At 57.4% G+C, this 13357-nt stretch carries 7 protein-coding genes; 6 read left to right on the top strand and 1 reads right to left on the bottom strand.

What is annotated here, in order from left to right:
- Positions 1 to 33 precede the first annotated feature (33 nt).
- The 3 genes from ACFSW5_RS13665 to ACFSW5_RS13655 are packed head-to-tail and all read left to right on the top strand — an operon-like array spanning position 34 to position 9263.
- Positions 34 to 1041, top strand: a complete 1008-nt coding sequence (locus ACFSW5_RS13665) for a glycoside hydrolase family 28 protein (protein ID WP_379273866.1) — start codon at positions 34 to 36, stop codon at positions 1039 to 1041.
- A 30-nt stretch (positions 1042 to 1071) separates the two neighbouring features.
- The gene (locus tag ACFSW5_RS13660) at positions 1072 to 3390 is read left to right on the top strand and encodes a glycoside hydrolase family 95 protein (RefSeq protein ID WP_379273864.1); all 2319 of its coding nucleotides are present in this window, start codon (positions 1072 to 1074) and stop codon (positions 3388 to 3390) included.
- 17 nt (positions 3391 to 3407) lie between these two features.
- Entirely contained in the window at positions 3408 to 9263 is a 5856-nt protein-coding gene (locus tag ACFSW5_RS13655; RefSeq protein ID WP_379273862.1) for a pectinesterase family protein, read from the top strand.
- Between the two features lie 168 nt (positions 9264 to 9431).
- Here the strand turns inward: ACFSW5_RS13655 and ACFSW5_RS13650 are convergent, their stop codons facing one another.
- Positions 9432 to 10298 carry a helix-turn-helix transcriptional regulator gene (locus ACFSW5_RS13650; protein WP_379273860.1) on the bottom strand — a complete coding sequence of 289 codons (867 nt, stop codon included), beginning with the start codon at positions 10296 to 10298 and terminating at the stop codon, positions 9432 to 9434.
- 156 nt (positions 10299 to 10454) lie between these two features.
- Here ACFSW5_RS13650 and ACFSW5_RS13645 point away from each other — a divergent pair, with 156 nt between their 5' ends.
- Genes ACFSW5_RS13645 through ACFSW5_RS13635 form a run of 3 tightly spaced genes read left to right on the top strand, consistent with a single transcriptional unit; the run spans position 10455 to position 13307 of the window.
- The gene (locus tag ACFSW5_RS13645; RefSeq protein ID WP_379273858.1) at positions 10455 to 11321 is read left to right on the top strand and encodes an amidohydrolase family protein; all 867 of its coding nucleotides are present in this window, start codon (positions 10455 to 10457) and stop codon (positions 11319 to 11321) included.
- Positions 11322 to 11339: 18 nt separating this feature from the next.
- Positions 11340 to 12293, top strand: coding sequence for an aldo/keto reductase (locus tag ACFSW5_RS13640; protein ID WP_379273856.1), 954 nt, complete (start codon positions 11340 to 11342; stop codon positions 12291 to 12293).
- Positions 12294 to 13307: a zinc-binding alcohol dehydrogenase family protein gene (locus ACFSW5_RS13635; protein ID WP_379273854.1), complete on the top strand. Its 1014-nt coding sequence runs from the start codon at positions 12294 to 12296 to the stop codon at positions 13305 to 13307.
- The last annotated feature ends 50 nt before the right edge of the window (positions 13308 to 13357 follow it).

Genomic DNA, 13357 nt, shown 5'->3' with positions numbered 1-13357 from the left:
CTGCTTGGGTTTAGAGACTTACGTTGGGTGTAAATGGAACGAATCTTGTTCAGCAAGCCCTATTTAAGGCCTTGCATGCTAAGCTTTCGTCATTGTCGGAAAATTCTGCTGGAGGGCCCCACCTTTCAAAATTCGCCGTCCTGGTGCCTGCACCCTTGGGCCTCGGAGCACATTACGGTTCGCGGCATAAACGTTCGAAACCCGTGGTATGCGCAAAACGGAGACGGGCTGGACATCGATTCGTGCAAATACGTCAACGTCGAGAACAGCACGTTCGACGTAGGGGACGACGCGATCTGCTTCAAGTCCGGCAAAAATAAAGAAGGCCGCGATTTCGGCCGGCCCAGCGAGTTTATCTCGGTTCGCGGCTGCACGGTCTACCATGGCCACGGGGGCATCGTCGCCGGCAGCGAAATGTCCGGCGGAGTGCGCCATATCCGCGTCACGGATTGCACGTTTATCGGGACGGACATCGGAATCCGGTTCAAAAGCTGCAGAGGCAGAGGGGGCGTGGTGGAGCAGATCGCAATCGAAAACATCCGCATGAGCAAAATTGCCGGCGACGCGATTTCGTTCAACTTGTATTACGAAGGGCATTCGGGCTCCGGCGAGTACGGAGGCGAGCAATTCGAGCCGATTTCGGAGGAGACGCCGGTCTTTCGAAATATATCCATCGAAGATGTCGTATGCAAAGGGGCGAAAAAGGCGTTATTCATTAACGGACTTCCGGAAATGCCGATACAGAACCTTTCCATGAAGGATATTTCGATTGAGAGCGAAGAGGGAATCGTATGCCGGAATACGAAAGAACTGCGGATTTCGGATACGATCGTTCGTTCCAAGAACGGTCCCGCGGCCTCCTTCCATCAATGCGAAGCTGCTTGGTTACGCCGGATTCAGCTCCCGGCCGAGCGAGAGGACGACCGCATCATCGCCATAACCGGGGATAGGACGAGCGGGTTTGAATATGACGGTCTTTCGCCTGGGCTCAAGCTTATCGTAAGCGATGAAGTTCTCTCGATGCGTTCGTTTCACGAATAAAAATCCGAAAAACGAGAGGGGCGGCAAAACATGCTGCGATATTCCGAAACGCTCATGCGGTTCGCCGAGCCGGCGCGAAGCTGGAACGAGGCTTTGCCCGTCGGCAACGGCAGGCTGGGCGGCATGGTGTTCGGCACCGTCGAACAAGAGCAGATCCAGTTCAATGAGGATTCGATATGGTACGGCGGTCCGAGGGACCGGAACAATCCGGACGCGCTGGAGAACCTCCCGGAGGTTCGGCGCTTGATCTTCGAAGGCAGATTGAAGGAAGCTCACCGGCTCGCAGAAGCCGCCTTGTCCGCAACGCCGCGAAGCCAGCGTCATTATTTGACGGCCGGGGATTTGTTCATCCGATTCGATCACCCGGCGGGAGAGCTGCGCGGCTATCGCAGGGAATTGGACCTGGAGCGGGCCGTCGCCTCGACAGTCTACGAAATCGGGGGCGTAACGTACCGGCGGGACGTATTTTGCAGCTTTCCCGATCAGATCATGGCGATTCGGCTGAGCGCGGACCGGCCGGGCATGTTGTCCTTTACCGCCCGGTTCGAACGGAAAAAAGGCAAGCATGTGGACGTTTCGTTCCGCCGCGGCAGCGACACGATCGTCATGCATAACGATTGCGGCGGCAAAGACGGACACGCCTACAGCGCGGCCGTTAAAGCGATCCCGTCGGGCGGCCGGGTTCGGGCGGTCGGCGAGCATCTGATCGTCGAACAAGCGGACCAAGTGACGCTCGTGCTTGCCGTCGCGGGAACGTTCCGGTTCGCCGACCCGACCGATCGCTGTTTCGATTTGCTGGATAAGGCTTCGGCGCTCCCTTATGAACGCTTGTTGGAAAGGCACTTCGAAGATTTCGCCCCTTTGTTCCAAAGGGTAAGGCTGGAGCTGGGAGCAGGCTCCATACTTGACCACGCCCTCCCGGTACCGGATCGATTGGAGCAAGTGCGGCAAGGAGCGGACGATCCCGGCTTGCTTACGTTGTATTTCCATTTCGGACGTTATTTGCTCCTTGCCTGCAGCCGGCCCGATTCGCTGCCGGCCAATCTGCAAGGGATTTGGAACGACTCGATGTCTCCGCCTTGGGACAGCAAATATACGGTCAACATCAATACGCAGATGAATTACTGGCCCGCCGAAGTATGCAATCTTGCCGAATGCCACGAGCCGTTATTCGACCTGATCGAGCGGATGCGGGCGAACGGACGGGTGACGGCTCAAGCCATGTACGGATGCCGCGGTTTTGTCGCGCATCATAATACGGATTTGTGGGCGGATACCGCCCCTCAAGACATCTACGGACCGGCGACCCAATGGGTAATGGGGGCGGCGTGGCTGACCTTGCATCTTTGGGAGCATTACCGGTTCCATCCGGATGAGGCGTTCTTGCGAAAGGCCTACGAGACGCTGAAGGAATCCGCCTTGTTCTTTATCGACTTTCTTGTAGAGAGCCCGGAAGGGCATCTGGTGACGAATCCGTCGGTATCGCCGGAGAATCGATATCGGCTGCCGAACGGGGAGGCCGGGACATTATGCTACGGCCCTGCGATGGATACGCAAATTTTAACCGAGCTGTTCGACGCCTGCATTGCGGCCAGCCGGATATTGGGCGAGGATGAAGCGTTGCGCGAGGAATGGGCGCGCGTCAAATCCCGCTTGCCCCGAATGAAAATCGGGAAGCACGGCCAGCTGCAGGAATGGCTGGAAGATTACGAAGAGCAGGACCCGGGACACCGCCATATCTCGCATTTGTTCGCGCTTCACCCGGGCACGACGATTAGCCCCTCGGCGACGCCGGAGCTTGCGGAAGCCGCGAGAACGACGCTGCTTCGAAGGCTGGCCAACGGCGGGGGGCATACCGGGTGGAGCCGCGCCTGGATCATTAACTTCTGGGCCCGGTTATGGGACGGGGAACAGGCGTATTTTCACGTTCAAGAGCTGCTTCGCAAATCTACGCTGCCGAACCTGTTCGACAACCATCCGCCGTTCCAGATTGACGGGAACTTCGGAGCCGCTGCGGGTATCGCGGAGATGCTGCTGCAGAGCCATCTGGACCATATTCGTCTATTGCCGGCGCTGCCGCGGATATGGACTTCGGGCCGCGTGTCGGGGCTTCGGGCGCGGGGCGGCTTCGCGGTCGATATGGAATGGGATCAAGGGCAGCTATTGAAAGCGACGGTAAGGTCCGATTACGGAAATCCGCTCCGCTTGTACGCCGGGCGGCCGCTCAGGGCGGCCGGAACGGACGGAAGCGAGGCGATTTCCTCGGAACGAACCGGGGATCTTGTCGAACTGCAAACGGCAAAAGGAGAGACATATACGATCGAACCCATGAGAGTGGAATCCAAGTAAAAAAGGAGGCATGAATGATGAAAAAAAGGCTGATCCAAATGCTTGTAACCGTCATGCTATGCAGCAGCTTCGGAGGAACCGCCGACGCGGCCGACGCGCCCGCTGCTAACGCCGCGGAACCTTCCGTCGCCTCTGCGGCAAGCGGGCAAATCCCCGCGTTCCCGGGCGCGCAGGGGGGAGGAATGTACGCGAGCGGCGGCCGCGGAGGCGAAGTGTATGAAGTGACGACGCTTGCGGATTCCGGACCCGGCTCGTTAAGGGATGCCGTCAGCGGCAGCAATCGTACGGTCGTTTTTAAAGTCGGAGGCACGATCAAGCTGGAATCCCCGCTCAAAATTACCGGTTCCAACCTGACCATTGCCGGGCAGACGGCTCCGGGCGAAGGAATTACGGTTACGGGATACCCTGTGACGTTCGATGCAAGCAACCTCATTATTCGTTACATGCGTTTCCGTCTGGGCGACGCCAATCCGACCGAGGCCGATGCGTTCGGCGGACGGTATCAGAACAACATCATCATCGACCATTCCTCCTTCAGCTGGTCCGTCGACGAAGTGATGAGCAACTACGGCAACGAGAACGTAACGGTGCAATGGTCGATTATCGCCGAAGCGATGCACTTGAGCCGCCACGTCAAGGGAAAGCACGGTTACGGCGGAATATGGGGCGGCAAAAACACGAGCTTTCACCATAATCTGATTGCCCACAACTCCAGCCGAAACCCGGCATTCGACAGCACGGCCGGCAACTCGCACGATTTCCGCAACAACGTGATTTATAACTGGGGTTATTTTTCCGCTTACGGCGGCAAAGGGGCCGTTACGAATATCGTCAACAATTATTACAAACCGGGACCGGAGACGGAAAATATCCGGTTTCTGAACGCGGAGACGAACGGAAGCTACTTTATTGACGGAAACGTCATGGAAGGCTATTCCGGATTTACCGCCGATAACTGGGAAGGCGTCTACAAATATCCGGATTATATCAAGCTGGTGACGGAGGTCGCTTTTCCGAATCCGGTCGCGACCGAATCCGCGGAAGAGGCTTACGCGGCCGTATTGGAAGGCGCCGGCGCGAATCTGCCGAAACGCGACGCGGTCGATGCCAAAATTGTAAGCGATGTCATAAATCGGACGGGGACGCACATCAATTCCCAGAACGAGGTCGGAGGATACCCCGAGTTCGAGCAAGCCGTGTCGGCGCAAGCGGACGACGACCATGACGGAATGCCGGACGAATGGGAGCTGCGGCAAGGGTTGAATCCGAACGACCCGGAAGACCGGAACGGGACGAATAACGAAGGCTATACGAACCTGGAGGTGTACCTGAACTCCATCGTCGGAAACGGTTCCGCCAATCCGTCGGTGGCGGTGACGTCCCCTGCAAATAACGCGATTCTGGAGGCGGGAAGCGACGTCATGCTTGAAGCGGCCGCCACGGATTCGGATGGCGCCGTAGCGAAGGTGGAATTTTACGCCAGCGGAGAGAAGCTTGGAGAAGATCGGACGGCACCGTATCAATTCCGCTGGGAAGACGTGCCGGACGGAACGCATTACGTGGTCGCCAAAGCGGTCGACGATACCGGTACGTCCACGCGTTCGCCGAATGTCGCCGTACATGCGAACACGGTGAGCGATATTTCGCCTTGGTCTTCGTCCGACGTAGGCGCCCCGGGCATTCCCGGTCACACGCAGGCTGGCGACAGGCCCGGCGAAATGACGGTCAAATCGTCCGGAGACATTGAAGGCGCGGCGGACGCCTTCCACTTTGCATATCGGCAAATGAGCGGCAATGCCGAAATCGTCGCAAGAGTGGAAAGCGTTACAGCCACGAACGAAGGAGCGGAAGCGGGCGTCATGTTCCGGGAAAGCTTGGAGGCGGACTCGCCTTTTGCCTCGCTTATGGTTCCCTTTATACGGACAGGCAAACGAGGCGTTACGCTGAGCCGGGCCGTCGAAGGCGGAGAAGTGTCCGGCATTCAGCCCGAGGAGGAGTTCCAGCTCCCGTATTGGGTGAAGCTGGTCCGTTTAGGCGATCGGTTCACCTCGTTCGTGTCGCCGGACGGCCTTAGGTGGAAGACGGTCGGATCCGTTCAAGTCGATATGTCCGACAGCGTATACGTCGGCTTGGCCGCAGACGCCGCCAAACCGGACAACGAGGTGGATAAATACAATACCTCTTCTTTTTCAAACGTTTCCGTCACGCAGCTCGCGGAGGATTACCCGACGCCGCCGGAGAACGTGGAAGCCGAGTCCGGAGAGCTGCAAACGGTTGTGACGTGGGAATCCGTCCCGGCCGCCGACGGGTACAACGTGAAGAGCAGCCTCACGCCGGGAGGGCCATATGAAACGGTGGCCGAGGGAATTACGGGCACTTCGTTCATCCATACCGGCCTAACGGCGGGAATGACGTATTATTATGTCGTAACGGCGGTGAACGAGCACGGCGAAAGCTTCGATTCCGCGGAGGCCGGCGCAACGCCGACCGGCGGGCAAGGGACGCTTTATTATATCAACGACGATTACGAGTCTTTGGAAACCGGCGTTACGCCGGAAGGATACGCGATTACGCCGAGTCCGCAGGATATCGATCACACGGTTGCCGTCGCCCCCGTTCCGTCCGATTCGATCGGCAACGCCTCGAATAAGGCGCTGCATGTATACGACAACGGCGTAGGCAATACGTTGTTTGCGCTTGCTTTCCCGAAGCAGACGGGAACGGTCGTGATCGAGACGGATTTCATGTCACCTTCGCTTCCCGGCACGTCGGTCTTGCTCCAGGTCAAAGACCCGGAAGGGACTAAGACGCCGATCGCCGTAGAGGTACGGAAGCCGCAGCTGCCCGAGGCTGAGGATACGTATACGCTCGTATATAAAAATAAAAACGGCCAGGACGTGAAGCTGGTCGACGCGCCGGCGAACAATCGCTGGCATAATCTGAAGATCGTCGCCAGCGCCGCGTCGAACCGGATGGATATTTACGTCAATAACGCGCTGGCCGCGGAGCAAGTGGAGCTGCGGGACGATATGCGTACGCTCGGTCTCGGATCCGCATTGTTCGGAAGAACTCCGGGAACCGGAAGAGGAACCTTCTATTTCGATAACGTGAAAATATATGTAGAGCCTGTAGCATCGCCTAAGGGGGTAAGCGCTATTCCGGGCAACGGCAAGGTACAGTTAAATTGGAATACGGCGAGCGGCGCGTCGAGCTATACCGTGAAAAGAAGTTTGACCGAAGGCGGCCCTTACGAAACGATCGCGTCCGGCATCGATGCGGCGACGACGACATATACCGATACGACGGTCGAGAACGAGACGACTTATTATTACGTCGTAATCGCCGTAGGCGAACGGGGAGAGAGCGGCCCGTCCAATCAGGTGATCGTTACGCCTTCCGCAAACGCGGTGAAGCCCGCGGCTCCCGCCGGCTTGTCCGGCTCGGGCCGCAATACCCAGGTCGATCTCGCTTGGCAGCCGGTGGACAATGCCGTTACGTATACGGTAAAGCGCAAGAGCGGATCGTCGGAAACGCCCTATGAAACGGTCGACGTCGTCGACAAACCGTTCTTCCGGGACACGGGATTAACGAACGGGACGATGTATACGTACGTCGTGTCGGCGACCAGCGTAGCCGGGGAAGGCGAGGACTCGGAGCCGATAAACGTCCGTCCGGTCGCCCCGCTGCAATCGCCGAGAGACGTCGAAGCCGGTGCCGGCGACGGGACGGCGGTCGTATCCTGGAGTGCGCCCACGGGAGCAACGAGTTATCAACTGAAACGAAGTACGGATATCGGGGGACCTTACGAGGTTGTCGCCGGCGGCTTGACCGGGACGGACTATACGGATACCGGCTTGAATAACGGAACGGCTTATTATTACGTCGTCTCCGCTCATAACGACACGTCGTCGAGCGCAAATTCCGAGCCGGTTCGCGTCCTTCCTTATCCGGCAGGCTCCGCGCCCGCTCCAAGCGACGTTCGGTTGACGGCACGGGAAAACGAAGTCGAGATATCCTGGCAGGACGTGGCGGAAGCAGCCTCTTATACCGTGAAGCGATCCGAATCGAGAGACGGAAGCTTTACCGTTGTCGCTTCCGATTTGAAAAAAAATCGCTTTACGGACCCGGACGTCGAGACGGGAAAGACCTACTATTACTCGGTATATTCCGTCAACGATAACGGCGAAGGCGTAGGTTCGTTCCCGCTAGGAGCGACGCCGGCTTCGGTCATCGTCGTCGCGAAAGACGGAAGCGCCGACTTTACGACCGTTCAAGCGGCGATCGACGCGATCCCGGAAGGCAATACGGCCCGGACGGTCATTTACATTCGCGACGGCACGTACGAGGAACAGATCCGGGTTCCCAAGACGAAACGGGCGATCAGCTTCGTCGGCGAAAGCAAGGAAAATACGATTCTTACGTATACGGGCATTACCGGAACCGGATTTAACGAAACCGCGACGTTCGTCGAGTCCGACGATTTTACGGCGGAGAACATTACGTTCGCCAACGGCGCGGGATCGCAAGGGGCCGCCAATGCGCTGGACGTATCGGGAGACCGGGCGTATTTCAACAACGTTCGGATGCTGGGTTACCAGGATACGTTACTGGTTCACGACGCAGGCGACCGGATTTACGTAAAGAACAGCTATATCGAAGGCGCGGTCGATTTTATTTACGGGCCCGCGATCGCCGTATTCGATTCCAGCGTAATCCATAACGTTCGTTCCGGCGGCTATGTAACCGCGGCAAGCACGCCGGATAATCAGGAATACGGATATTTGTTCGTGAACAGCAAAATCACGGGCGAAGAGGGCCTCTCCGACGTATATCTGGGACGCCCTTGGAGACCGTTCGCTCACGTCGTCTTCATGAACTCCGAGCTGGACCCGCTCGTTCATCGCGCGGGATGGCATAACTGGGGCAGGCCTTCTAACGAAGAAACGGCCAAATATTACGAGTTTAATAACTTCGGTCCGGGAGCCGATCCGGCGGATCGGGCGGCTTGGTCCAAACAGTTAACGCCCGAAGAGGCCAGCGCCTACACGGTTCACCGGATGATGCGCGGGGCGGACGGCTGGGATCCGACGGCGATGCCGGTATTGCCGGACGTCAAGTCCGCCGGCATTCCCGTTTCCTCCGTTACGGTTGTATCCGGAAATGGAAATATGACGATAAACAAGCTTGGAGCGACGCTTCAACTCTCGGCACAGATCGAACCGGAGAACGCGACGAACAAAGCGGTCGAATGGAACGTCTTCGATTCGGACGGAGAAACGATATCGGATAAAGCTTCCGTCGATAACTCCGGCGTTCTTACGGCCCTTGAAGAGGGCGTTGTGACGGTAAAAGCAACGGCTAAAGACGGCTCCAACGTTAGCGGCGAAGCGAAAATTACGATCGACGCGACGGCGCCGGTCATTCAGGTGTCGGTTCTGGAAGACGTGTACAGCTCCGTCGACTGGATTCCCGATATTGAATTGTCCGATGAAATTTCGGGAATTGACGACAGCAAGACGGTCGTTACGCTGGACGGGATCGAATTGCCGCTGGGCGAGGCCGTGGCTTTATACGATTTACCGTTAGGGTCACATACGCTCGTTGTCAGCGCGACCGACTTTGCCGGCAATACGGAAACCGTCACGGTTCATTTCCGAACGGTGACGAGCATCGGCAACCTGGCGGCATTGGTCGAGCGTTTCGCCCGCACGGGGGATATCGATAATGCCGGCATCGCGTACAGTTTAAGCAAGAAGCTGGAGCAAGAGAACCTCACAAGCTTCGCGAACGAAGTGCGAGCGCAAAAAGGCAAGCATATCTCCGCTTACGCGGCCGAGATTCTACTCCGAAATGCGGATGAAATCGCACATTAAGTTATTCCAAATGGGAAAGACGCCTTCGCAAGGCGTCTTTCTGTTTTTGGGGTATGTTTGGGTATGCCGGGAATCCGATCATAATGCAACACGGATGGTCGTTCGCGCATGTCTTTTTTAAGCTATCGTTGTGCGTCTTCATCACTCCCGATTATAAATAAAAAACGATTAATCCCGCGTAACGGATTGCCGGTACTCAGCCGGCGAGCCGCCGGCAAACCGCTTGAACATACGGTGAAAATGCGGCAGGCTTTCAAATCCGCACTCGCGGGCGATCGCGGCGACCTTGCTGTCGGTGGATGCAAGCAGTTCTTTGGCCCGGATCAGCTTCTTGGTGTTGACGTACGTTTTGAACGTCATGCCGACGAGCTGCTTGAAGGTGCGGCTGAAGTGCTCGGGCGAAACGGAATAGCGGCTCGCAAGCTCGGCAAGCGCCGGGCAAGCGGACGGGTCGTTGTCGATGCAAACGAGCGCGTCGGCGAGCCACTCGGGCCTTGCTTGCGGATATTCGTTTGCGGATCGATCGAATCGCTGCAGCTGCCGGCCCAGCCGTAAAAGCAGCAGCTGAAGCAAAACCGCAACGGCATGCCGGTATCCGAGGCTCTGCTGAACCGATTCGGCGTTAAGCCTGTCGAGCAGATTCTCGAATTCCAATCGCTCCCCGGGCGAAACCGGCAGCTTGTAATCGGCCGGGCCGACGCGGCGAAACAGCTGCGCATAACTAAACGGCTCCCCGTACATCTCTGCCGGTAGAAGCGCAGCGCCCATAAAAACCGCCGTCGACGTAACGGGCTCGTCGATGTCCGGGAAGGCTCGATGGATGGTGTTGCCCGGTATGATGAACAAATCTCCTGCTTCCATATCGTAGAACGAACGGTTGATGAAGAAGGTGCCTTTGCCGCGGTACACGTATACCAGCTCGTGCCAGTCGTGAATATGGTCGGGCAGCTCGTGCTGCGGGGGCTTCGTTTCTTTGTATACGATGTCAAACGGAAAAGTACGGTCCAAGGCTGGACGCTTCACGTACGGTATCATCGCTTTGCGCACTCCTTACCGGAAGAGCTTGATCATTATCAGTATAGCAGCGGATATCATAAAAAGGTATACATTCGTCGTTTTTCGGTATTTTCATTCGGTTTATTGATAATTAAGATGAAGTTAAGTCCAATCCCTGCGAAGGAGTGATGAAGGGTGCGAATTGACGCCCATCAGCATTATTGGAAGCTTGACCGGGGCGACTACGATTGGATATCGCCGGAAACGACGACGCTGTACCGGGATTATTTGCCTTCCGATCTGGAGTCCGAGCTGACGCGGCATGGCATCGGCAAAACGATTCTCGTACAGGCGGCCGCAACGCATGCGGAAACGGAATTTATACTGGAGCTTGCTGCGAAGCATGATTCGGTTGCCGGTGTCGTCGGCTGGCTCGATTTTGACGATCCGAAGTGGCCTGAGGCATTGGAACGTTTTAAAGCGAATCCGAAATTTCGAGGCATTCGCGTCATGATCCAGGAAATGAAGGACCCGCGCGAAGCGCTCCGGCCGCACGTCATCGAGGCGCTGCGGGGGTTCGCTTCCGAAGGGATGCCGGTGGACTTGCTCGCGGTTTCGAATCAGCTGCCCGCCGTTATCGAACTGCTTGAGCTCGTTCCGGGATTACATGCGGTCATCGATCATATTTGCAAACCGCAAATTGAAGCAGGCGTAACGGAGCCGTGGGCCACTCAGATGAAGAAGATCGCAGAGCGTCATCCCGGCGTTTACTGCAAATTGTCCGGCATGGTAACGGAAGCGGATCACCGCGGATGGAAGCCGGACGATTTCACCGCCTATGTGCGGCATATCGTGGACGTGTTCGGTCCGGACCGGCTTATGTACGGCAGCGATTGGCCGGTTTGCCTGCTTGCGGCAAGCTACAGCCAGGTGTTCGACGTGTTGGAACGGGCGCTGCCGGATTCGCTCGCCGAAGAGGAGCTGGAAGCCATTTACGGCGGAAACGCCGCAAGGTTTTACCGGATCGGGCATGCAGGTCGACCCGAGCATCCGGAAGCATGAAAGGAGGCGGCTGCCGCAATGAAGTACAGAACATTGGGATTTACCGGACTGAGCGTGTCGGCGTTAAGCTTCGGGGCATCTTCGCTTGGGTCGGTTTTTCGCGAAATCGACGAGGATGAAGGCATTCGGACGGTCTATAAGGCGATGGAGCTAGGGATCAATCTCATCGATGTATCTCCCTATTACGGACTGACCAAGGCCGAAACCGTGCTGGGCAAAGCGATCCGGAATTTGCCGCGCGACAAGTTTCTGCTGTCGACGAAAGCCGGGCGCTACGGAGCCGACCAGTTCGATTTTTCCGCCAAACGGATACGGGAAAGCGTTGAACAAAGCCTTGCCCGGCTGCATACCGATTATATCGACATCCTGTTTCTGCACGATATCGAATTCGAGCGCTTGGAGGTCATCGTGGAGGAAGGGATTCCGGAGTTGAACCGGCTTAAGGAGCAGGGGAAAATCCGTTTTACCGGCATATCCGGGCTGCCTCTCGATATTTTTCCGATGACGCTGAACAAGGCCCCAGTGGATGTCATCCTCTCTTACTGCCATTATTCGTTAAACGACACGACGCTGCTCGGTCTGCTCCCTTACTTGGAGCAACAATCGGCAGGGGTTATCAACGCCTCCCCGCTTTCGATGGGGCTGCTCGGCAGCCGCGGCGTTCCGGACTGGCATCCGGCGGACGAGGAAGTGAAGGCGCTGTGCCGGAAGGCGGCGCAATTTTGCAGCGAACAGGGCAGCGATATCGCCAAGCTGGCCGTCCAGTTCTCGACCGGCGAGGAACGGATCCCGACGACGCTCGTAAGCACGGCGAATCCGGTCAATATCGAAAATAACGTCCGCTGGACGGAGGAGCCGATCGACCGCAGCCTGCTGGATGCCGTTTTCGATATTCTTGCACCGATCGACGGCAGAACTTGGCCGAGCGGCCGGCCGGAATATAACCGGGCCGTAAAGGGGGAGCGGACGTAAATGAAGACGATCGTATGCGAGCGTCCGAACAAATTCATTGCTGCCGAGACGGAGGTACCTGAGCCGACAGACGGAGAAGCGCTTGTGCGCATCCGCCGGATCGGCATTTGCGGAACGGACATGCATGCTTATAAAGGCAATCAGCCGTTCTTCGAATATCCCCGTATTCTCGGCCACGAGCTGGCCGGCATTGTCGAGCGGATCGGCGATAACGCGGAGGGGCTGAAGGCCGGCGATCAGGTCGCCGTCATTCCTTATCTGGCATGCGGAGAATGCGTCGCTTGCCGCAAAGGAAAAACGAACTGCTGCACCGGCATGCAGGTGCTTGGCGTTCACCTCGACGGCGGGATGCGCGAGTTCATTAGCGTAAAGGCAACGAATCTGATCAAGACAAGCGGTCTTACGCTGGACCAGTCCGCCGTTGTCGAGCCGCTTGCGATCGGCGCTCATGCGGTCCGCAGGGCGGAGCCGGAGCCGGGCGAGTTCGCCTTGGTTATCGGTGCCGGACCGATCGGCCTCGGCGTTATGGCGTTCGCGAAACGGAGAGGCGCGCGGGTCATTGCGATGGACATCAACGACGAGAGGCTGGCGTTTTGCCGCATGTGGGCGGGAGCCGAGCATACCGTGAGCGCCTTGCAAGGCGCAGCCGATAAGCTCGCCGCCATTACCGGCGGCGAGTTCCCGACGGTAGTCTTCGACGCGACCGGCAATAAGCGTTCGATGGAAGCGGCGATCGGGCTTTGCGCGCATGGCGGCAAACTGGTTTACGTCGGGCTGGTGCGTTCGGACATCGTTTTTAGCGATCCGGAATTTCATAAGCGCGAGTTGACATTGCTGGGCAGCCGCAATGCGACGCAGGAGGATTTCGACGAGGTGCTGGCGGCAGTCAAAGGCGGAGCGGTGGATGTGGAGGGCTACATCACACACCGTTCGCCCTTCGATGAGACGATCGGCCGGTTCGAAACGTGGCTGAAGCCGGAGGCCAAGGTGATCAAGGCGATGGTGGAGCTGTAAGCGTTGAGTTAGTCCAAAAGAAGGCGTTCAAAAAACTGCACCTTTTGAAC

The sequence above is a fragment of the Paenibacillus thailandensis genome (assembly GCF_042685365.1).
In the GTDB taxonomy this organism is placed as follows: Bacteria; Bacillota; Bacilli; order Paenibacillales; family Paenibacillaceae; genus Paenibacillus_AP; species Paenibacillus_AP thailandensis.
The sequence above is the reverse complement of the archived record's forward strand: the minus strand, read 5'-3'. Positions and strand labels throughout refer to the sequence as shown.